The organism is Paenibacillus amylolyticus, from assembly GCF_036894225.1.
Lineage (GTDB): Bacteria > Bacillota > Bacilli > Paenibacillales > Paenibacillaceae > Paenibacillus > Paenibacillus amylolyticus.
On sequence record NZ_CP145892.1, the window covers coordinates 2,401,465 to 2,424,602 of the forward strand.

A 23,138-nucleotide genomic window follows, 5' to 3' on the forward strand; every position below is an offset into this window, starting at 1 on the left:
GTCTGTTTGTCTACGATGATAGGAGATTGAATGAAATGAGTACAATGAATTCCGGTTTGCATTGCACGATATCAGCAGAGATGCTGCATCAACTGGTAGAAATTAATTTTGGAAGCGATACCAAAGTGAAGGAGTTTGGTCTCCTGCAAGGTGGACTTTTTAATACAACCTATCGGATTCACCTTGAACATACATCCTATACGGATGTGATTTTACGTTTGGCTCCAGAGAGGGGTGAGATGGCGGCTGGTTCTGCGAGTGATCCCCTATTTTCTTTTGAACGTACGATGATGGCGGCTGAACCGATTGTGTATGAATATTACCGTAAGGCAGGCATTCCTGCTCCCAACATTATCGCTTGTGATGACAGCGGATCGATCATTCCAAGAACGTACATGTTTATGGAGTTTATCCCGAGTAAGCAGCTGGATCACGCATCGATTTCAGATATAGACAAAGAGCGATTGTACCATCAGCTTGGCGCCTATACCGCTATCATGCATCAGGTCGAGGGTGCTTCGTTTGGCTGGCCACAGGGGGATGGGACGATTAAAGGATCGGATCAATGGTCCGAGGTGCTGCACTCTTTTGTAGAAGAAACGGCACTTAAAGCGGCACAAGTCAATTATATGTCAGGTGTGGGAGAAGAGATCGCAGCTATATTCATCAAAAATAAAGACTTATTTGATCAAGTGACCCGTCCGGTACTCGTTCATAATGACCTGTGGGAAGCAAATGTACTTGTTCATGTGGAAAACGGTGAGCTAAACATTGCGGCCATCATCGACGGAGATCGTTCCATGTTTGCAGACAGGGAGTTTGAAGCCATATTGTCGTTAGAATCAGCGGCTTTTCATGAAGGATATGATCGTCCACTGGACTCATCCGCTGAAGGACAGGCACGCAGGCTTGCCTATCGAATACTGTCTTCGTATTTTAATGCCTACGTTCATGAACATCAGGTCAATCAACCTGAAGATGGTCAGAAGTATTGCCAGCGCACGCTGGATTTGCTGGAGCAATGGAAGCAACTTGGACTTAACTAATTCGCTGGGGGAATGAAGGATGAAGGAGTATCATCAATACCCGATGTGGGATGCGTCACTTTCACTTGAGGAAAGGTTGGATGATCTGATTGCACGATTGACCACGGAGGAGAAAATCAGACTAATTCCTACACGCGAAGCAGCTGTACCAAGACTGGGCATTCCAGCCTACAACGTTGGGGGCGAAGCTGCTCACGGGGTTGCATGGAAAGGGGAGGCAACGGTATTTCCGCAACCGCTCGGTCTATCAAGTACCTGGAATACAAGGCTCATGCGGGAGATTGGTTCAGTCATTGGCGATGAAGCGAGGGCATACCATCACCGTGATCCTGAAGTTCACGGGTTAACATTATGGGCACCAACGGTTGATCTGGAACGTGACCCACGCTGGGGCAGAACAGAAGAGGGATATGGCGAGGACCCGGTCCTCACGGGAGAAATGTCGGCGGCTCTCGTCAAAGGTATGCAGGGAAATGATCCTTTTTATCTGAAAATGGTCGCGACATTGAAACACTTTTTTGCCAATAATAATGAGAAAGACCGGTTGAATTGTTCATCCAGCATCGATCCGCGCAATCTGCGGGAATATTATTTAAAAGCATTTGAGACACCATTTGTGGAAGGTGGAGCCTTGTCCATGATGACAGCTTACAATTCCATCAATGGTACACCTGCCATTGAAAGTCCATATGTGAATGATGTGGTTAAGGGTGAGTGGGCGATGCCAGGTTTCATTGTATGTGATGGTGGAGACCTGTCACAGACTGTGAATTATCATGGTTATCATACCAGTCATGCCGAATCAGCAGCAGGTGCGTTGAAGGCAGGAGTGGATTGTCTTACAGATGAAGTTGATCTTGTTGTATCTGCTCTGGAGGAGGCTCTTGACCAGAATCTGTTGGAAATAGCTGATTTGGACAGAGCGATCCGCAACATCTTTGGTGTGCGAATGCGACTTGGACAACTAGATCGGTCTGGACTCAATCCATATGCGTCTATTCCCGAGTCGGTATTATGTGCACCGGAACATGCCAAGCTTAGTTATCGTGCCGCTGCCGAATCCATTGTTTTGCTCCAAAATGATGGATTGCTTCCGTTGCAGCCAGAAGCGTTGCAGAAAATCAGTGTGATTGGACCCCTTGCGGATGTTGTCTATACCGATTGGTACAGTGGCACACTGCCTAATCGTGTATCCGTCCTCGATGGACTGCGTAATCGACTACCTCAATCAGACATAACGTATGCAGATGGGAATGACCGTATTCAGCTGAAGACAACAGACGGTCAGGTTATAACCTTGGGTGCGGAAGGTACACTCATCGCTGTACCGGAAGCCAGTGTACCTACAGCCGCCGAATTTGTACATCAGGATTGGGGTTGGGGAAGTCATACGCTGAGGAGTGTGAACAATAACCGATACGTTAGCTTAACCGAGCAAAGCATCTATCAGGCAAACGCACCGGAGATTGGTGGCTGGTTCGTGAAGGAAGTTGTTCGCATAGATCCTCTAACGGATGGAAATAACACCTTGCGGACGTGGAACGGTATTCCTGTTGGACTGAGCGAATATCGGGGACAGTCTGCTGTATCACCACCACGGCCACAAGGAGAAAAATCTACAGCTACAGGTATAAATCCGAATGATATTGGTGATTCTGGACACGCAAGTCAATCATCAGGCAATACCCAGAGACCATTTGCATTCAAAATTGATATTGTGACAAGCGGAATACAACAAGCTGTAGAAGCTGCACGTAGCAGTCAGGCAACTGTCGTTGTTGTTGGCAACAGCCCATACATCAACGGCAAAGAAGAAATTGACCGCCCAAGTCTGCTGCTTCCGCCGAGTCAGGTCGAGCTTGTCAAAGCTGTGTGTGAAGCCAATCCCAATACAGTGGTTGTCATTATGGGCAGTTATCCATTTGCCTTGCAGGAGTTGAAAGGTATTGCCCGCTCAATCGTTTATATGACACATGCAGGTCAGGAATTGGGGAACGCGCTTGCAGATGTGCTGTTAGGTCATTATGCCCCTGCAGGCAGATTGAATATGACATGGTATGAAGATGAATCACAGCTTCCTGACATGATGGATTATGACATCATTCAGAATGGCATGACTTATATGTATCATGAAGGACCGGTTCAATATGCATTTGGTCATGGTCTGACGTATTCCGAATTCGAATACGAAGCGATTCGTGTAAGTCGCAGTGCTTCGGGGGAATCCACCACCACAGATCAATTGAAGATTGAGGTGGAGGTACACAATAAGGGTGAACGTGACAGTGATGAAGTTGTTCAGATCTATGGATCTTCATATACCTCCCGAGTGAAACGTGCTCAGAAGCAACTGCTTGCTTTCCGTCGTGTTCAAGTCAAAGCAGGGACGTGTGTTACGATAAGTTTCGAAGTTCCTGTTCAGAAGCTGGCGTTATGGGATGTTACCCGAGATCGATACTGTGTGGAGGCCGCGACCTGGGCCATCCTGGCAGGGCGTTCTTCTAAAGATATACGTCAGTCGGCTGATATTAAAATTGAAGGTGAGACGATTCCGGATCGTCCGCTGCATTTGCTTACCTTTGCCGAGAATTACGATGCTTGTGCAGGTGTTCTACTGGATGAATGTCTGGAAGGACGTTCGGCAGTTCGGGCAATCACTCCGGAAGAACCCTTATATCGAGAGGAGCAGTCGTCTTGGATCGCTTTCAACCATAATGCTGTTCAAGAAGTACAAGGATTTGAAGCCAGAGTGGCAGCTTTTGGGGAAGAGGGCAGACTGGAGATTCGTTCCGAAGGACTGGAGGGCGAACTGCTCGGTGTGTGTGAAGTTTCTGGACCTGGAGGCAGTGTGAATGGGAAAGATATCAAGTGGACAACAGTTCAGTGTTTGCTTGAGGCGCCACATAAGGTGAATGAGCTATATATTGTCTTCAAAGGTGGAGCAGCGTTACGGCACTTTAGATTGTTGTAGTTGTAGCATGTCCTGAATAATCAACCTCCGAAACAAGCACAATAATGCTGTTGTGTGTAGAATCTGTAAAGGTGGTTGTGGTATGAACGATAAAAAGTGGGACCTCGTCGCACTTGCTTCCATCCCTTTAATTATGACCTTGGGTAATTCCATGCTTATACCGATCCTGCCACAGATTGAACGTGAGTTGAAGGTATCTGCATTTAAGGTCAGTATGCTCATTACAGTCTACGCTGTAGTTGCCATCCTGCTTATTCCTCTTGCAGGGTACTTGTCGGATCGTTTTGGCAGAAAAGCAGTTATCATTCCCAGCCTCGTTATTGCAGCCGTCGGAGGTGCTGTCGCTGGTGTGGCAGCATGGATGCTGAACGGAAACATAGCCTACTGGACCATTCTGGGTGGCAGGTTATTGCAGGGAATAGGTGCTGCCGGCGCATTTCCTATTGTTATCCCGTTGGTTGGGGACATGTTTAATGATGAGAATGAAGTAAGCAAAAGTCTGGGTATCATTGAGACCTCGAATACGTTTGGTAAAGTCATAAGTCCGATTCTGGGTGCAGCGCTGGCAGTCTGGTTCTGGTATGCGCCATTCATGGCTATTCCCATCCTTTGTGTGCTTTCGCTGGTTCTTGTTATTTTCCTGGTGAAGACTCCTAGGAAAAAAGAAAAGCCTCCCACCTTTACGGAATTTGTGGCTTCCATTCGTGACGTATTAAAAGAAAAGGGACGCTGGTTGTATGCGTTGTTTGCAATCGGCGGTATTTGCATGTTTGTCATCTTTGGTGTGTTATATTATCTATCCGAGACGCTGGAGAGCGAATTTGCCCTGAAAGGTGTACTTAAAGGACTTGTCCTTGCGATTCCGCTGGCAGCGTTATGTTTGTCTTCTTTCCTGGCAGGGAAGTGGATTGGGAAGAACAAAACGCGAATGAAATGGCTTGGCTTCACAGGACTTGCGCTTCTGACGGTATCCCTTGGCGTTATAGGTTTATTCGATAATATCTATGTTGTAGTAGGTCTTTTCACATTGGGAAGTGCCGGAATAGGTGCAACGTTACCATGTCTGGATGCATTGATTACAGAAGGCGTGGATAAAAAACAGCGGGGCACAATCACGGCTCTGTTCAGCAGCATGCGATTCATTGGGGTATCTCTCGGTCCGCCTGTCGTTTCTTTGCTGATCGGTTCTCATCATTTCCTGCTTTTTGGTGTGCTCGCTGCGTCTGGCGCAGTGGGCGGATTGCTAACCTTATTTGCAGTTAAACCGGATAAGGGAGATCAACCTACTTCAGGAAGCAAGCAGAAACAGGATGAAACATTTAATGATGTGATTGAGACGAGTAGAGGGTATGCTCCCATAGGTCGCAAGAAAAGTCCATTTTAGATAGACGGTGCTGAATGCTGCGTTCATATCCATGCTGTCTTAAGTTTAACATTCAGAGCTGTTCCAATAAAAAACGCGTTTACGCCTAAGAAAGCGGATAGATTTGCTTTCTCGGTGTAAACGCGTTTCTCGTTTCTATGAGCAGAATGACTTTAAGGAATCATTCGTGTTTGCTCTTATTCGACTGGTTAGTTTCGGTGTTGCCGGCTCCAGATTCTGAATTCTTGGATTGATCTTGAGGTGATTCCGTTGCAGTAATATGCGTATGAGCGAGCAGAGCATGAGGTTCAATGGAGAAGCTGCCGCTTCGTTTTCCCTGAATCAGATATATAAGCAAGAACAGAATCATAAACATCACGGAATATCGATACATATCGGTATAACTGGTTATGGCCGCAATGGCGCCAAGAAGAAGGGCACCGGTCGCAATACCCAGATCCAGCGAGTTCAAAAACATACCATTAGCCATACCCCGTTGAGTAGGAGATACAACTTGAATCATCCAGGTCTGCAGAGACGACTGCATGGAACCATAACCGACTCCGTAGATAAAGGCAGCAATGAACAGGAGGGACATGGAGGTTGCATACGAGAGCAGAATGAGGCCGACAGCAACGAATATTGCCCCTGGAATGAGCAGTGCTTTTGGCCCTTTACTGTCATAGATCCGTCCTGCAAATGGTCTAACCAATAACACGGCGAGTGCATTGAACAAAAAGAACAGCGCAGGATTGGCCAGATTGGCTTCCTTACCATACAAAACGATGAATCCGACAAGCCCACCATAGGTGATGGATAATAGGCAATTCAGCACACTGGGCAGAATCAGCTTGCGGTTGAAAGGTGTCTTCTGTTTTGGGTTGGACCCTGAAGCACTTGTTGTGGCTTGTGGCATGATGGTTGTACTGTTATCGGTTCTGACTGCTTTTTTGCGTGTCAGCGAATAACTCAGTGGATAGATCACAGCGAGCACACCCGCAGTACATAACATCAGGGTTACAAAACCTGCTCCCTGGAGCAGAGTGACCCCAATGATTGGACCCATAGACATAGCCAGGCTAGTTGATAGACCAAAGTAACCCATACCTTCACCCATTCGTTTGACGGGCACAATGTCCGAGGCCATCGTTGGAAAAGCGGTACTGCTCATACCAAACCCGATACCAAACAACATTCTGAGCAACAAGAGCACAGCTATACCAGCAGCAAAATAATAGCCGAGCGTTGCCAGCAGGGCTACGGACAGGCCTATATAGATCATGGCGTTACGAAGGCCCTTCTCCAGTGCTTTCGCGGAATAGAGACGGGCTGCTATGGCACTTAATGCAAACAGACAGGTGAATAAACTTACTTCAAATGCATTGGCGTGAAATCGCTCCTGAACGTAGGACGGAAGCGGAGAGACAATCATGTGCAGTTGCAAGAACAACAAGAAGTTGCACAGCATCAGCAGAATAAAATCGGTGGTCCATAGTCTAACTTGTGTAGATTGTTCTTTCATGATGATGTATTCCCCCTGAGTTGTGATTCATTACAAGTTGCGGTTAATGAGGGAAAGAGTATGTTTAAATGCTTCCATCTGGTCTTCGGATATACCTTCAGCAAGTTCTTTATTCATTTCTCTTTCGATCGGAACGAGGATATCAATTAACGCTTTGCCTTCCGTGGTGAGATATAACAGATAGGCTCTGCGATCCTGTTCGCTGGTCCGGCGTTCTACCCAGCCTTTTTTCTCAAGCAGATCAATAATCCGCGCAGTGGTGGGTTGGTCTTTGAAGACACGTGCAGCGAGCTCCTTCTGATTCACACCTTCACCGCGGTCAACATTAAAGAGAACAGAAAATTGCTCTGTCGTAATATCATAAGGTTTGAATCGTGTCGCAAGTAAAGCTACAGCTTTACGATGTGTGAAACCCAGCATGAATCCAACAGATTGTTCCAGTGTATAGTCCATGTGATTGCTAGACCTCGCTTCCATAATAAAATGTCCCAATCAATTAGTTGTTATAACAACTATATGTCAAACAAGTATTTTTGTCAAAATGAAATATTATCATATCGAACGTACGTGTGCGCTGTGCAATCATCCAAAAATACTGTTAGAATAGTGATGAAACCGCTTTTATCAAATCGATATCTGGCGTGCTTGAAGAATGGAGAAAACCAATTTGCTCTAACTAATGTTGGAGATGACCAAGGAGAGCTGTGTATGCTAAAGAATATACCCGCAATAATACCTCCAGAGTTACTCAAAATCATGTCCGAAATGGGCCATGGAGACGAGTTGGTTCTGGCGGATGGCAATTTCCCCGCAGCCAGTCATGCCAAGCGACTGGTACGCTGTGATGCACTGGGAGTTGTTGAACTGTTGGATGCCATCCTGCAATTATATCCACTGGATACCTATGCTGAGCGTCCCGCTGCTGTCATGCAGGTTGTGAAAGGGGATCAGGTGATCCCGATCATATGGGAAGACTATCGCCGGTTGATTGAAGAATATGAAGGCATCACGGATGCTTTTGATCATGAAGAGCGATTTGATTTTTATAAACGCGCTTCGAATGCCTATGTGATTGTTGCAACTGGTGAGCGAGCGCAATACGCCAATCTGATTTTGAAGAAAGGCGTCATTTTCCCCGATGCTGATCCTGGTCAGGAACAGCAGAATGCTGAATCGAACTGAATAATTACGGCGACGGAGCAGTGGATGCTTTGGTCGCCTTTTTATTTTTACCAATACGGAGTCAATATAACAAAACGTACAGAATGGGCATGGACTAGATAAGCACGATGCAATCTGGAAGCGCGCATGAACGAACGTCATCTCACTGCTCAAGATACTACAAACTTTGATGCAGATGATGAATGGGGAAAAGGAAAGGACTGTTTTACAATTGAAAGAAATGCAAAGGGGGAGACGATGCTCTCCATCCCAGAGGAGTTGAGTGAAATGCAGCACCGAATCAGACAAGCGGGTCTTCTTGATAGTAACGAAGTGGGACGTTTGTTCAATGAGTACAGGATGTTCTACAACCAAAATGCTGATATTGAGGCAGCACGTCAGTATATTAGAGAACGAATGGAAGGCCATGAATCGGTGATTTTGGTAGCAGAAACAGATGCGGAAAGTGATCATGGGACAGATGAAAGTAACGGTAGATCACTCTCGAAAGGCTTAATTTGTACTGGATTCGTTCAGCTATATCCCAGTTTCAGTTCGGTATCGATGGGGCCTGTCTGGGTGCTTAATGATCTATATGTGCATCCGGATTATCGTCAGCAAGGCATTGCCAGGAATCTCTTGCAAGCAGCCAAGCAATTGGCATCTGAGCGAGGAGTTCTTCGTATATCACTCTCAACTGAGTTAAGTAACAAGCTAGCGCAAGCTTTATATGAATCCGAAGGATATGCACAGGATACCAAATTCATGTATTATGAACTTAATGTATAAGAGTTTGCACCAAAAGATGGACTATATGAATGAATGGCACACTCGTGTCGTCGGCAACAAGGGAGGGGAGTCGCAACATGATGCAGTGGATTGCCATGATCACGATGTTAATTGATCATATAGGGGCTGTCTTTTTTCCACATATTATAGAGTTGAGGATCATAGGTCGTATCGCTTTTCCAATCTATGCTTTTGCAGTGTATATCGGTTATAAACATACACGAGACGTACAAAAATACATATGGCGGCTGTTCTGGATTGCGATCATATCACAGGTGCCGTTCATGGCTGCTTTTAATCATTATTCTCTGAACGTGGTGTGGACATTGTGGTCAGCCCTGTTGGTATTATTCGTTATCGATAAATTGCCATCCAAACTACTAGGGATTCCAATTGTAATTGGAGCAGGGTGGTTCATGGAAATTAGCCAAATGGATTACGGGATGTACGGGTTGTTATTGGTTCTGTTATTCCGCTATTTCCAGGGTCCTGTACTTGTCGTGGCACATGTCTTGTTAAATGCACTATATCTTCTGCTGCATAACAGCTCTGTGCAAATGTATAGTGTGCTGGCAACCGCCGGCATTGCTATTGCTCAGTATTACCAGGCGGGTTTCCGTATGAAGGGGCCACGTTGGGTCTGGCGTTATTTCTATCCAGCGCATCTTGCCATCATTGCAATTATCCGATGGGTCTAAAAGATTGATCCAGAAATGCTAAAACGTCTGAAAAATGCGAAGTAAAGAAGCCACCTTCTCGTCAGTGAATGACGATGAGGTGGCTTCTGCGTATCCTATTAGTTAAAGTTGAACTTCACGGAACTTACTCCATTGCTGTAGAAGTGCCGTTATGGCGCCGGATTGCAGACGGGAAATATCCAATCTGAACGGCGTAGTCTAACATGGCGGAGATGAAGCGATCATCTGTTTTTGCACATGAGATGCCAGCAGGTTCCACATAAGCCGTTGTGACAGGGCAAGCATAGACATATGCTGAATCCTTCGCACCGTCGCCTTCAAGCTGTGCAATAGCCAACTGAAGAGCTTCCGGCTCTTTGCTGATGCTCGCATCGAACAACCAACGTGTGTAATCGGCGAAAGGTAGCGTTTCGACTTCGTAACCAGCCCGATTCACAGAACGGATCAGCTCATCATAACGGATGGGCTCCGGATTACAGATGTGGAATACACGACCGGCGGTATCCTGACGTAAGGCCAGATGAACGATAGCTTCACTTGCATAGTTTATCGGTGTAAAATCAACCATCCAGTCAGCCGCAGGAGCCTTGCCGAGCAATAACATTGCTTTGATCATACGATAAAAGGCGTTGCTATCAATATTGGACTGGAAGCGTCCAGTTTCGGAGTGGCAAGTGAGATTACCTGCACGATAGATGCTGACAGGCACACCTTGCTCGGCGGCAATCATGAGCACTTTCTCGGCTTCAAGCTTGCTGTCCGAATACAGGTTGTCCACATGCAAGTCAGCCGGGAACCGATCATATTGCAGGGAAGATTCCCATTGTCCGCTGAGTGCCAGATCTTCCGGAATACCCATCGTGGATACATGGTGGAAGGAAGCACCTGGTTTGCTACGAATCAAGTCTAGCAATGCGACCGTTCCTTCCACGTTTGTTTTGGCGAACTGATCGGCATCGCCAAAATGACGGACGTCTGCAGCGCAGTGGATGACACGGTCAATTCGATCCTGAACATAAGCCCTTTGTTCAGCTGACAGGCCGAGATTAGGTTGTTCGAGATCCCCTTCAATAATCTCCACGCGAGTGGAGAGTTGGTCAGTCAGTTGTTTGCCGAAATAACCTTCCAGCACGTTAGTCAAACGTTCCATTGCAGTTATTCCATTGGAAGGTCGACGAACAAGGGTGTAGATTCGTGTACTGGAATTCAGAATTAACTGTTGCAGCACATGAGAGCCCAGATAACCTGTTGCTCCAGTCAGTAACACATGCTCAGGTTCGCGAATGAGCGGGTACCCCAACTGGGATGTTAGCTCCACAGGGTGTTCGGATAATTGTGTAATCATGCCATCAGTCACCACTGAATCCGTAACTACTGCTGCACTGAGAGACAATACTTCCACACGACGAGCGAGAGCGCGGACTGTTTTCTCGGCAAAGAAGTCGGCAATGTTCAGTTGCGGATAATGTGGCTTCAGAATGACCAGTACATGAATGACCCGGAGTGAATCCCCACCGATATTGAAGAAACTGTCTTCGACACCGAAGTCATCGTGCTGAAGGATTTCTTTCCATGCGTCCAGGATAATGGATTCCGTCTCCGTCTCAGGCATGACCCGGTCAGGGCGATCTTCATGTCGTTCCACATGAGACAAGGATACCATCGCTTTGCGATTGATTTTTCCAGTTGGTGCAATCGGCATTTCATCCAGCTGACAGATCCACTTTGGTACAAAATAAGAAGGAAGTTTCTCCGTCAGTTCTGCCTTGATGTCCGAAACAGAAAGGGTACTGCCATCTTTCGATGTAAAGTAACCAACCAGCATATTTTGTCCATCGGATTCTTTCTTCGGAATGACGGCAACGTTCTGGATCTGATCAAGCCGTGCAAAGTGATCTTCAATCTCCCCGATCTCAATCCGGTGACCACGAATTTTTAACTGAGAGTCACTGCGACCAACATATTCCAGCATCCCGGTATCCAGCAATTTGGCAATATCGCCAGACTTGTAGATTTTCTCACCTATCGCAAACGGGTTCTCAATGAATGCTTGCGCTGTACGTTCTGGCTGATTCAGATAACCTTTGGCCAATGCAGGGGTAGCAATATATACCTCACCAGGTACACCTGCCGGACAGAGCTGTTGTTCTTCATTTACAATGTATACTTTGTAGTTATGAATCGGTTTACCGATAGGGATGTTCACCACATGTTCAGGAACCTGCTCACTGATGCGGTGAGTAGTTGTGGCTACTGTACATTCGGTAGGTCCGTACACATTAACAATATCAATCTGGTTTCCAAATTTGCGCTGGAAGGCACGAACCTGTTCACCATATAACGCTTCTCCGGCTACAGTAATGATTCTGACTTTGGCCAGCTTGTGGAAACCTTCATCGGATAAGTAGGAAGCAAGCTGATTGAAGAAAATCGTAGGCAGTATCGTAATGATGGTTGTTCCTGTCCGTTCAATTGCACTTGCGAATTCTTCAACGGATACACGTTCTTCCGCAGACAACAGATATAATTCTGCTCCATAGAACAAGGCGCCAATGGTATCCCACACGGATGCATCAAAGCTGTATGTAGCAAACTGAGTTAATACATCACCTGGTTGAATGTCACAATCACGCTGAACCACACTGCCAAGATTGATTACACCCCGGTGGGCAATCAGTGCACCTTTGGGTTTACCGGTCGACCCTGACGTGTAGATAATATACGCAAGATCATCCGGCTGAATATCCAGATTGGGGTTACTTGCTGCAAATCCGGCTAAACGACCATCCACAGAGAGAATCTGACGGACCGTAGCTATACTGGAGAACAAGCTGGAAGCTTGGGCATAAGAAGCTTCCGTTGTCAGCACGAAGGAGGACGCCGTATCTTCCACGATATAACTGTTACGTTCTTGTGGATGCTCAGGATCGATCGGAACATATGCACCACCTGCCTTCAGAATACCAAGCAGGGAGATGATCGTCTCCAGACTTCGATCCATAAAGATACTGACGAATTCACCTTTCTGCAATCCATTGGATAACAGAACACGTGCAACCTGATTAGCTCGTTCATTCAATTCCCTGTACGTATAACTTTTGGATGGCGATGTTATCGCCGGTGAATCTGGATATGCCGCTGCCGTTGCTTCGAACCAGCCATGAACCGTTTGATTCTCTGGTTCGAGAACAGAAGTATCATTCATTTCACGGTAAAGCAATCGATCTGAGGCGGAAAGAATATCTACCGTACCGATTGCTTTCTCACCGTCACGCACAAGGGCGAGTAGAAGAGTCTGATAATATTCTGCATATCTCAGCACGGTAGACTCTTTTAACAGTGAACTATCATAGAACAGATCGAGGATGAGCATGTTCTGATCATCTCGAACGTTCCAGTTTAATATTTGAGGAGCTTGAGGCAACTGTACACTATTCAGCATAAAAAACGATTCAGGGTATCCACCGTTTTGCAACGTGTATTCAATCTTGAGCTGCTCTGAAACTTGATGACATAGTTGGTTGAAGGTCAATTTCCCCTGAATCTGTAATGAAAGATAGGAAGCTGCCTGATCGGGGGAAAGTATACCTATGGCAAGTTCCTGTTCAGCTGACAATCGGAATAACAAGGCTGCATAAGCTGAGAGGAGTACCGGGTACACCATCTGTTCTCCATACTTCTGTTTAAGTTCACGGCTCAGAGAAGCATGTAATGTGATTTGAGCAGACTGATAAGAGAATGATTGTTGACGTCGCCCAAAATCCAGTGGAATCTGCAGAACTGGCAAGCTAGATTCCATGGAATGGGAAGAAGATGGTTGGTTTTCAATCACTTCAGTTATTCCTCCTTGGTTCAAACCGAATGTTTGTGGATTTGAATTATTGTTTGCTTACATTGAAATGAGAGATCAATTCTTGGAGTTCCTCAGACATACTGTTAAGGCGTGTGGAGGAGTCTACCAGTGTTATCAAAGATGCTTTTTGCTCATCAACAGATGAGGAGATTTGTTCACTGCTGTTTGCTGTCTTGCTTACGCTTGAAGACAAGTCGTCCGCTGTAGCGGTCATTTCCTCCGTACCCGCAGAGATTTCTTCTGTCGCGCTTGATACTTCCTGAATCTGATTAGATACTTTTTTCGCTGCTTCTAAAATATCTTCGAACAATTGTCCTGTTTGATCGGCTACGCTGAGCCCTGTATCTACTTCTGACGTACCTTGTTCCATAGCACGTACAGCTTGTTTAATTCCAGCTTGAATCTCTTGGATCAATACGCCAACCTGGCTGGTTGCTTGTTCAGACTGCTCGGCAAGTTTGCGTACTTCACCTGCAACAACTGCAAATCCTCTTCCTTCTTCACCAACACGAGCTGCTTCAATGGAAGCATTAAGAGCAAGCAAGTTGGTCTGGCTGGAGATACCCGAGATGATATTGAGAATATCGCCGATTTCCTGTGAACGACTCTCCAGAACCTCAATGGCAGAAGCGGTATTCTTAACCGATTCCGTAATCAGATTCATCTGTTCAGACACCTGACGGACAACGCTGTTACCTTGTTGCGAACGACGTTCCATCTCATAGGCTTCATCCGCTACACTTGCCGAGCTGCTGGCAATCGTCTGGATTACGGTAGCCATCTCGGACATGGCACGTGCACTATCCCGGGTTGCCTGTTCCTGTGAACGAATGTTGGAAGTGATTTGAGTTACATTATTATTGATAGAATCTGCATTCTCACTGTTGCGCTCGGAAACTTCATATAGCTCTTTGGCAGACTGATTTACTTCTTGTGACGTGATTTGCACTTTAACGATAGTATCGTTGATTTTGCGAACCATGGTGTTGAACTTCTCGTTAACGAGTCCCAGATCGTCTTTGCCTGTCGGAATGTTGACATTCAAATTACCCCGACTTACGTCATCAATTCCTTTGATCAAGTGACGGATAGGGGAAAGTGTGTTTTTAACTACAAGGTATTGGATAATCAGGAATAACAGCAAGAAGGCCACAAGGATGATAATTCCGTTTTTGAGCAAGGAGTTTAGTCCCGCGGGTACGGCTGATGCATCTGCATCAACGGCAAAATATGAGAAAATCTTTCCGTTGCTGTCTTTGATTGGATATGCAATGGTTGTCCATGTTCCGAAATCATCGGAATAAAATGTTGTGAATGTTGGGCGATCCGTATTAAGCATTTCTTTCAGTGCATTGGCTACAACGACCGGCTGCTCATACATGTCACCAATATTTACGTTCTCACTTTGAAAAGCCTCTCTTAGGTTGGTTGGCATCGCTACAAGGGAAGTTAATCTCTTGTTATCGCCACCGAGCTCAACACCGAAGATGTAGGCTTGTGCAATGTTAGGATAATATTCTTGCATCTCATCGAAATACGCTCGTAATTTCGTTTGTGTTGCTCCATCATAGCTACCTTCCGTAATAGCAGCTTGTACCTCGGCAGGATTGATATCTTCAGCCCATTTTTTGGTAATTTGTTCCACCTGTCCATGCAGCTGTTCAACAAGAACTGTTTTTTGAAAATAGTAACTGCTTGCGATAAGTGCTACCCCGATGATAACGATATTGGTAAATGAGAGTAACAAATTTTTGGAGAAAAACGACATGCTTTTCCAACTTAATGATTTCACTAAATTCCACTCCTGATCTTCTTTAAATTAAGAAACTTTAGGGTTGCATTGGTACAGTGAACTAGATCATTCCGTGATCCCCTCCAAAGGAAATTTATGCGACCATGGTCTTGGTTTATCAGTCGCTTTCGTAGAGACTTATGTACCGTATGAACCATAGGTGTCTAATTATTAAAACACATCTATAATTAATATGTCGTATAAAATGTCGTTAAATTGAATAGTATCGTTAAATTTTTTTTAATATTTTACGTATTTATGGACATATCAGATGGTTTATAGGTATTTAGAACTGTTTATTTTAAAATTTCCCATTTTTTAGCTTCATTCTGTATTCTATAACATGGTGGGTAAAAATACATCCTTCAACAAAACAAAAATATGATGGCAGAGATGCAACAGAAGGCACGGATATACATCGGAAGCGGTTTTATCTATAATAACTACATATGCATTTCTCAAATTATGAGCAGCGGGGGTTTATAGATGAATCTTAAACAGATAGCAGCAGAGCGTGCGGCAGAATATGTTGAAGATGGAATGAAGGTTGGATTGGGTACAGGTTCAACAGCTTATTATGCCATCTGCCGGATCGGTGAGCGGGTACGTGATGGATTGAACATTCAAGCGGTTGCCACTTCAGAGGCTTCGGACAAGCTTGCCCGTGAATGGGGGATTCCCATCGTCCCATTTGACCAGATTGGACGTCTGGATCTGACCATTGATGGTGCTGATGAAGTTGATCCCGAATTTAACCTGATTAAAGGGGGGGGCGGGGCTCTTTTGCGTGAGAAAATCGTGGCGGCCAATAGTGACAAATTGATTATTGTAGCGGATGGCAGCAAAGCCGTGCAAAAGTTGGGGAAATTCCCGCTTCCAGTTGAGGTGGTTCCATTTGCTTCTGAGTGGACCTTCCAGGCGCTCGAAAAATTGGGGTGTCAACCACAGTGGCGGATGGATGGACAGCAACGTTATCTGACAGACAACGGAAACCTGATAGCAGATTGCCACTTGGAGGCGATTGATCACGCTGCGGACCTTAATGTTCAATTGAATATGTTACCAGGTGTTGTTGATAACGGACTATTTGTTGATATGGCTAGTACAGTCATTCTTGCCAATGCGGATGGAAGTATCGAAGAGCTTCATCGTTCTTAATATGGAAGAGGGTGATTTTCATCGTATGAAAGAACTGCCAATCGTTGATGGTGAACTTGTACTCAGGTGTGTGGAGAAACAGGATCTGAAAGAACTCTATGAATTGATCTACAGTGATGACGTACCTGAATGGAAGCAATGGGATGCACCCTATTACCCACTTAAACACGAAAGTTATGAAAGTTTTGAACAAGGTATGCTCAAACGTATGGACGTAGATCCAGGCGATTCCAGACCCGTATCAATCCGTATTATTGAATCCGACAGACAAATTGTGGGTACAATCAGCTATTACATAGAAGATGAGTTATCCATGTGGCTGGAAATGGGGATTGTAATATACAGATCTGTCGAGTGGGGACGCGGGGTTGGCACACGCTCACTTGTCATGTGGTCAAGTCATTTGTTCGAACAGATGCCTTTGGTTCGGGTTGGATTGACTACTTGGTCTGGTAATGAACGTATGATGCGTGCGGCTGTGAAAGCCGGATTACAGGTGGAGGGGCGAATGCGGAAGTGTCGTATCGTTCGCGGACAGTACTATGATTCAATTCGTATGGGGATGCTCCGTGAGGAGTGGGAGCAGAAGCTGGCCCCTCATACGAGCCGAAATGTAAACAACTGATGGAGGATTATTGAAATGCTGAACACGGAGGACAACCGGGAACTGTCTTTACAATTATTCGTGGTTCTTGTTCGGGCCTACAATTCTGTGACCTCACGTTCCAATCGGGACATTCAGAGTCACGGACTGAATACGACAGAATTTGGTGTGCTTGATTTGTTATATCATAAGGGACCACAGGCATTGCAAAAGATTGGTGAAAAGGTGTTAATGTCTAGTGGTAATATTACGTATGTTGTAGATAAGTTGCAAAATAAAAATCTGCTGTTTCGTCGACCATCCAAGGAAGATCGGCGTGTCATTTACGCTGAGTTAACCGAGGAAGGAAGAGAATTGTTCACACAGATATTTCCTCAACACCATCAGGTCATCATTGATGCTTTGGAAGGACTTGACCCTTCCGAGAAAGTAGCTGCGATTAAGATGTTGAAGAAGCTGGGACTGGCGGCAGAAGGGAAAACTGACTTGCGTTCATAACGCAGGTCAGTTTTTTTTGTGGATCTTGAAAAGTACAGGTATATACTGGCTGACTGACTTGCAAGGCCCTCCATAATATAGGAAGATTGTTCTATACATTCATCGTGTGTAAAACATGATTATCGAAAGTTCATGTATAATGGAACATAACGATTAAGAGCGGAATGGATGGATTGGATCAAGTAGAAGAACCTATCCCGATTGCAAGTTAGCTAACATCAATCTCATTCTGGATTAGTCACGAATGAAGATTGAGTGTGATGCGGGTATGAGGAGGGGTGCATCTATGAGTCATCAAGAAGCAGGAGAACGTTTGCTCCAAGAATCTGCGAACTTAGCTGATAAAATAACGGAGAAACAGTATCTCAGACAGCCCGATTTACTTGAGCGATTTGGCGAGAATGGAAAAATGCGAACCAAACAGGATTCGGAGTATAGCTTGAACTATTTGGCAGAAAGTACGCTCGTACAGAGTCCAGGTCTGTTTACTCATTATATTGCCTGGCTGAAAGTTCTACTTGAGGGTTATAAGGTATCACCAGAAGACCTGGCGATTAATCTCAATCTGATCAAAGAGACATTGGAAGAAGAATTTGACCATCCGTCAAAGGCACTTCTGCTCGAGTATCTGGAGATGGGAATATATAGAACAACACATATGGAGTCACAAGCGGGTTACATCAACGAATCCATGCCATATGGAGATGCCGCGCAATCGTACTTACAGTGCTTGCTTGAGAATAAACGGAAAGAAGCCTTTGAGATCATTGAAGCCCAGTTAGAAGCCGGGGTGACAATTCGAGATATTTATCGATATATCTTTCAGCCCACCCAATATGAAATTGGACGATTGTGGCAATGCCATCGTATCAGTGTGGGGCAAGAACACTTTTGTACGGCAACGACCCAGTCATTCATATCACGTCTTTATTCCCGCTGGCTGATTCATACGGGTCAGGATAAAAAACTAGTGGCTACCTGTGTAGGCAGTGAGCAACATGAGATCGGACTGCGTATGCTCACAGATGTGTTCGAGATGGAAGGTTGGGATACGCACTATCTGGGAGCCAATGTTCCCAATGGAAGTGTCATAGAGGCTATAGAGCGGCATCAGGGCGATGTTGTTGCGATTTCAGTTACGATGACGTATCACCTTCATCTGGCCAAAGAGTTGATTCATCTGATCCGTCATCATCCGGCAACGGCACATGTGAAGATTATGGTGGGGGGATATCCCTTTAATATTGATCAGGAGTTGTGGAAAACGATAGGAGCTGACGGTTATGCTCCAGGAGCCGATGAAGCGGTAGCGGTTGCAGAACAATTACTGGCTCAGCCATCTACATGTAATCAGCTTGATATGGTTAGGGATTAAGAGAGGGATGATGTGATGTCTAATGAGGGCGGAGAGATACAGAGGCTACGCAGAACGATTGAGCAGTTATCGGATCAGATGATCCGGAGTAAAGAGCAAGAGGAACGGACACTTACGGAATTCTCGGATATGAATAATGAACTGGTGACACTCCAACGTCTGCTTGCAAAGAACAATAACAGTCTTGAAGCTGCACGTCAGCAAGCAGTAGATGCAGGTGATTCGAAAATCGCATTTATTGCAGGCATCAGTCATGATTTTCGTACGCCATTAAATGGCATATTGGGGATGGCTGAGATGCTGAAGCTGTCTCCATTGTCTGAAGAACAGGAGAATTCCGTTTCCGTTATACAGGATGCTGCCAAACTGCTACTTAAGCTGATTCAGGATCTTCTGGATCTGTCCAAACTTGAGGCGGGTCAGATGCGACTTGAACTGGGAGAAGTGGATCTGCAAGAGACGATAAACTATATTGTTCGTTTGCTCGAACCCCAAGTCAGAAAGAACGGAAATCAGTTATCGATAGACTGTGACCCCAGAATCTCTACCCTTCTTGAAGGGGATTCAACGAGGATTACACAGATACTGATCAATCTAATTCAGAATGCGAACAAATTCACATCAGAAGGTACAGTGCGGATACGAGTCGCCCTTATGAAAGATGATGAGATTACACAAATGATCCGATTTGAAGTCGAAGACACGGGCATTGGTATCTCGGAAGAAGATCAGAACCAGTTATTTCAACCCTACGTGCAGACTGAACGAGGACGCTCAAGTGAGTATGGAGGAACGGGCCTTGGATTATCGATCTGCAAGTCGCTCGTTACACTGATGGAAGGTCAGATTGGAGTAGACAGTCAGGAGGGTGAAGGATCAACATTCTGGTTCGAACTTACACTTGGTAAGAAAGACGGTAATCAGTCCGCTAACCAGTCTGTTGCTTCCGCTCAAGAGCAACAGGGGCAGGATATGGATGATGAAGCTCCTTCTGTATCTGTATTGCTGGCCGATGATAATGTCATCAACCGGCAGCTTGTTATGTTGCAGCTCAAAAAACTGGGAATAAACCAAGTGGATGCTGTAGTGAATGGGGAAGAGGCAATAGCTGCTTTTCTCAGCAAAAAATACAGTTTGATTCTCATGGATTATATGATGCCAGTGATGGACGGTTTGGAGGCAACACGCAAAATCCGCTCGATAGAAATGGATGAAATGCGCCATACCACACCAATCATTGCAATGACAGGTAATGTCATGCAGGGAGAGAAAGACAAGTGTATGGAAGCCGGGATGAATGACTTTATTGGCAAACCCTTCACGCTGGAAATTTTGAGTAAGATGATCGAGAAGTGGCAGCAATCATCCGAACCGACCGAGGTACTAAATATGAGCATCGTACATGAGATTGCGGAATTAAACACCGATGGCGATCGTACACTCCTTGGTATGTTGTTGGACATGTATCGTACCGATACACCTGGCAAAATTGAGGCGCTGCGCAGACATATTGTGTCCGGTGACCATGTTGCTGCAACCGAGGTAGCCCATGATCTGAAATCAGGGAGTTTGAGCCTAGGGATTCGTTATTTATCAACTTTGTTTGCTCAGATAGAGCAGTTCGCGAAGGAAGGTCAATCACGGAAAGCAGAACCTTTGCTGGATGCTTTGTTACCCGCCTATCAAGCAGCATGTGCAGCACTGCAACGAGTAAGTAAAGATTGAATATATCTTAATAAGGAAAGAGGGTAGGGCTCGTTCATGTTATTCTACGTACTTGCAGTACTGGTACTGATCGTTCTTGCACTTCTGTGGACAGGAGGGCTTTATTTTTTCAAAACGGCCATTCGCCGTACGCCAAAAACGTTTTTGGTAGATAATCCAAATCTGATGCCTGAACCGGACAATGAAATCATTAGCAGTGCTTCTGACCTGAAGTGGCTGGATGCTCAGCCTACAGAAGAGATATCTCTTCAATCACATGATGGATTAAAACTGTATGGTACATGGCTCGGTTCCAATAAAGGGTCGAATCAGACGGTTATTCTGGCACATGGTTATTCGGGGAGAGGCAGAGAAATGGCTGGATTCGCCCGGTTTTATGCGGAAAAGCATGGTTATAACGTACTCATGCCAGATGATCGAGGTCATGGACAGAGTGAAGGTGATATCATTGGTTTTGGTTGGTTAGATCGGAAGGATTATGTCCAGTGGACCAACTGGGTGCTTGAAAAAGTGGGTACACAAGGGGAAATCATATTGCACGGCATATCCATGGGAGGAGCAACCGTACTGATGACAGGTGGTGAAGTTCTGCCGATTCAGGTTAAAGCGATTGTATCTGATTGTGCGTATACATCCGTGGAAGAAGAACTGACGTTCCAGTTGAAGCAATTATACAAGCTACCTGCATTTCCGTTTATACCTGTCACAAGTCTGATCTCCCGGTGGAAAGCAGGGTATTCCTTTAGAGAGGCTTCGGCTCTCAAGCAGCTTGCCAAAGTTAACGTTCCCGTGTTATTCATCCACGGAGAGGCTGATATGTTTGTACCAACGGAAATGGTGTACAGGTTGTATGAAGCCTGCCCAACCGAAAAGGAATTGCTGACCGTCCCCCGTGCGGGTCATGGCACAGCGTTTCAAGTCGATCGCACCGGATATGAGGCGGCACTGGAATCCTTTATGAAGAAAAATCTGTCGCCTGCTTTTAATTGATTTTTTTGTGACAATCTGGGTATTAAGTAGAAGATGCAAATCATTTACTAAACGATGGGGGTATCTTGATGGGAAACGAACAATTTGAGGCTGCACGAAAAGCAGAGGCAGGTTATCATTCCAATTTCTATCAGAATAATGAATTATTCGCCTCTGGTACCTGGATGTCGAGGCCCATGCCCATGGTGATGGATATGCTGGAACGTCTACTTGCTCACAAGGAGGAGTTGCGTGTCCTCGATCTGGGATGCGGAGTCGGAAGGCATACGATACCGATTGCACAGCGCCTTGCAAAAACGAACAGTGAAGTCATCGGTGTGGATTTGCTGGATGAGGCCGTAGACGGACTTAGCAAGTATGCGAAAGAATATCAGGTTGATCATATCGTGCAGGCAGTGAAAGCAGATGTTGAACATTATGCTGTGGAGCCAAACTATTTTGATTATATCGCTGCTTGTTCTTGTCTGGAACATGTCTCAAATAAGCAAGCCTTCATGGAAGCGATAGACCGGTTACAGGCCGGAACTCGTACAGGGGGCATTCATTGTATTACGATGAGTACCAATGTGGAGGAAAAAGAAATCAATACAGGCAAGGAGATTAAACCATTAATTGAGCTGAACCTGCCCACAGCCGAGACGATTGCTATACTGGAGGATGCCTACAAAGGCTGGAATATTCTGCTTCAGGAACACGTTACACAGACGATTGAAGAGGAAAAGTATGATGAACCGACACAATTTCGTTGTGAACTGCTTCGTTTCGCTGTGCAAAAGCAATAAATTCTCTGCCGGGACCTGACAATGGACCCGGCACTCTTAATGTGTGGTCTGAAGGGAGATCGTTAAGGATGAATACATATGTAATAGGGATGGATGGAGGAGGGAGTCACACGCGTGTGACTGTCGCAGATCAGAACGGGAAGATTGTATCCTATGTGCAAAAGAATGGTTGCAACCGCTATCACGATACTAATGCTGAGCAAAATGTGCTGGAGGGTATCGGAGCTGAATCGGCACACGACTTGAACTTTTAGAGGCTAACGACTACAATACGATAACGGAAACAAGCAAGGTATAGGAGGAATCAAGGTGTTAATTAATCTGAAATCACGCATACAGGAGCCGGAAGTACAGGAACTATTGTCCTACTCGGTCTTTCCTGATCCGGATCACTTGAACCGTGCGTTGCAACAATATGTAGAGAAAGACGAATTGCAAATGGGCGGTTACGAAGATGAGGGACAATTGATCGGTCTGATTGGATATGAGAAGACAGGAACAAGTGAGGTTACCATTCATCATATCTCGGTTTTGCCTGAAAACCGCTTTAAAAATTATGGACGTGGTATGATCTCACAACTGTTGGCAACATACAACCCTGATAGACTAATTGCGGAGACCGAGTTGGAAGCCGTCGAGTTTTATCGGAATACGGGGTTTGTGGTATATAGTCTGGGTGAATTATACCCAGGTGTGGAGCGATTCCGTTGTGTGCTTGAAAAAGAGGAAGATACGGACGAAGAGTAGCACAGAGACCTTTTATTACTTTAAGAAATATATGGATTATCATCAGTACAGGATGTTGGATTTG

19 protein-coding genes are annotated in these 23,138 nt (G+C 45.4%); 15 read left to right on the forward strand and 4 right to left on the reverse strand.

Annotation, left to right across the window (positions count from 1 at the left end; genetic code table 11):
* Positions 1-35 precede the first annotated feature (35 nt).
* The 3 genes from V6668_RS10860 (at position 36) to V6668_RS10870 (ending at position 5,401) form a co-directional block, all read left to right on the forward strand.
* Positions 36-1,046: an aminoglycoside phosphotransferase family protein gene (locus tag V6668_RS10860; RefSeq protein ID WP_338708394.1), complete on the forward strand. Its 1,011-nt coding sequence runs from the start codon at positions 36-38 to the stop codon at positions 1,044-1,046.
* Positions 1,047-1,065: 19 nt separating this feature from the next.
* Positions 1,066-4,017 (forward strand): glycoside hydrolase family 3 C-terminal domain-containing protein, encoded by a 2,952-nt coding sequence (locus V6668_RS10865; protein ID WP_338708395.1) that lies wholly within the window; start codon positions 1,066-1,068, stop codon positions 4,015-4,017.
* Between the two features lie 82 nt (positions 4,018-4,099).
* Positions 4,100-5,401, forward strand: a complete 1,302-nt coding sequence (locus V6668_RS10870) for an MFS transporter (protein ID WP_047842428.1) — start codon at positions 4,100-4,102, stop codon at positions 5,399-5,401.
* A 160-nt stretch (positions 5,402-5,561) separates the two neighbouring features.
* On the opposite strand, the gene V6668_RS10875 is transcribed toward V6668_RS10870, so the two are convergent.
* The gene (locus V6668_RS10875) at positions 5,562-6,902 is read right to left on the reverse strand and encodes an MFS transporter (RefSeq protein WP_338708397.1); all 1,341 of its coding nucleotides are present in this window, start codon (positions 6,900-6,902) and stop codon (positions 5,562-5,564) included.
* Positions 6,903-6,932: 30 nt separating this feature from the next.
* Positions 6,933-7,379: a MarR family winged helix-turn-helix transcriptional regulator gene (locus V6668_RS10880; RefSeq protein ID WP_235200756.1), complete on the reverse strand. Its 447-nt coding sequence runs from the start codon at positions 7,377-7,379 to the stop codon at positions 6,933-6,935.
* A gap of 231 nt (positions 7,380-7,610) precedes the next feature.
* Here V6668_RS10880 and V6668_RS10885 point away from each other — a divergent pair, with 231 nt between their 5' ends.
* The 3 genes from V6668_RS10885 to V6668_RS10895 all read left to right on the forward strand — a co-directional run bounded on the left by V6668_RS10885 (position 7,611) and on the right by V6668_RS10895 (position 9,550).
* Positions 7,611-8,084 (forward strand): RbsD/FucU family protein, encoded by a 474-nt coding sequence (locus tag V6668_RS10885; RefSeq protein WP_036609525.1) that lies wholly within the window; start codon positions 7,611-7,613, stop codon positions 8,082-8,084.
* A 126-nt stretch (positions 8,085-8,210) separates the two neighbouring features.
* Positions 8,211-8,852 carry a GNAT family N-acetyltransferase gene (locus tag V6668_RS10890; protein WP_338708399.1) on the forward strand — a complete coding sequence of 214 codons (642 nt, stop codon included), beginning with the start codon at positions 8,211-8,213 and terminating at the stop codon, positions 8,850-8,852.
* Between the two features lie 77 nt (positions 8,853-8,929).
* Positions 8,930-9,550 carry a TraX family protein gene (locus tag V6668_RS10895; protein WP_237176010.1) on the forward strand — a complete coding sequence of 207 codons (621 nt, stop codon included), beginning with the start codon at positions 8,930-8,932 and terminating at the stop codon, positions 9,548-9,550.
* Between the two features lie 124 nt (positions 9,551-9,674).
* Here V6668_RS10895 and V6668_RS10900 read toward each other — a convergent pair whose 3' ends face one another.
* Positions 9,675-13,349, reverse strand: a complete 3,675-nt coding sequence (locus V6668_RS10900; RefSeq protein WP_422395276.1) for an amino acid adenylation domain-containing protein — start codon at positions 13,347-13,349, stop codon at positions 9,675-9,677.
* Positions 13,350-13,428: 79 nt separating this feature from the next.
* Positions 13,429-15,171 carry a methyl-accepting chemotaxis protein gene (locus V6668_RS10905; RefSeq protein ID WP_036610901.1) on the reverse strand — a complete coding sequence of 581 codons (1,743 nt, stop codon included), beginning with the start codon at positions 15,169-15,171 and terminating at the stop codon, positions 13,429-13,431.
* A 510-nt stretch (positions 15,172-15,681) separates the two neighbouring features.
* On the opposite strand from V6668_RS10905, the gene rpiA reads away from it, so the two are divergent.
* The 9 genes from rpiA to V6668_RS10950 all read left to right on the forward strand — a co-directional run bounded on the left by rpiA (position 15,682) and on the right by V6668_RS10950 (position 23,074).
* A complete protein-coding gene (rpiA, locus tag V6668_RS10910) occupies positions 15,682-16,353 on the forward strand; it encodes a ribose-5-phosphate isomerase RpiA (RefSeq protein ID WP_047842431.1) in 672 nt (223 codons plus the stop codon).
* Positions 16,322-16,978: a GNAT family N-acetyltransferase gene (locus V6668_RS10915; protein WP_338708403.1), complete on the forward strand. Its 657-nt coding sequence runs from the start codon at positions 16,322-16,324 to the stop codon at positions 16,976-16,978. The genes rpiA and V6668_RS10915 overlap by 32 nt, the downstream gene beginning before the upstream one ends.
* 15 nt (positions 16,979-16,993) lie before the next feature.
* Positions 16,994-17,455 (forward strand): MarR family winged helix-turn-helix transcriptional regulator, encoded by a 462-nt coding sequence (locus V6668_RS10920; RefSeq protein ID WP_036670259.1) that lies wholly within the window; start codon positions 16,994-16,996, stop codon positions 17,453-17,455.
* Positions 17,456-17,741: 286 nt separating this feature from the next.
* Positions 17,742-18,830, forward strand: coding sequence for a cobalamin B12-binding domain-containing protein (locus tag V6668_RS10925; protein ID WP_338708405.1), 1,089 nt, complete (start codon positions 17,742-17,744; stop codon positions 18,828-18,830).
* Positions 18,831-18,845: 15 nt separating this feature from the next.
* Positions 18,846-20,555 carry an ATP-binding protein gene (locus tag V6668_RS10930; RefSeq protein WP_338708406.1) on the forward strand — a complete coding sequence of 570 codons (1,710 nt, stop codon included), beginning with the start codon at positions 18,846-18,848 and terminating at the stop codon, positions 20,553-20,555.
* Between the two features lie 36 nt (positions 20,556-20,591).
* Positions 20,592-21,545: an alpha/beta hydrolase gene (locus V6668_RS10935; protein ID WP_338708407.1), complete on the forward strand. Its 954-nt coding sequence runs from the start codon at positions 20,592-20,594 to the stop codon at positions 21,543-21,545.
* A gap of 68 nt (positions 21,546-21,613) precedes the next feature.
* On the forward strand, positions 21,614-22,327 hold the full coding sequence (locus tag V6668_RS10940) for a class I SAM-dependent methyltransferase (RefSeq protein ID WP_338708408.1): 714 nt from the start codon (positions 21,614-21,616) through the stop codon (positions 22,325-22,327).
* A gap of 68 nt (positions 22,328-22,395) precedes the next feature.
* Positions 22,396-22,581, forward strand: a complete 186-nt coding sequence (locus V6668_RS10945; protein ID WP_338708409.1) for a hypothetical protein — start codon at positions 22,396-22,398, stop codon at positions 22,579-22,581.
* A 55-nt stretch (positions 22,582-22,636) separates the two neighbouring features.
* Positions 22,637-23,074 carry a GNAT family N-acetyltransferase gene (locus V6668_RS10950; protein WP_036609514.1) on the forward strand — a complete coding sequence of 146 codons (438 nt, stop codon included), beginning with the start codon at positions 22,637-22,639 and terminating at the stop codon, positions 23,072-23,074.
* The last annotated feature ends 64 nt before the right edge of the window (positions 23,075-23,138 follow it).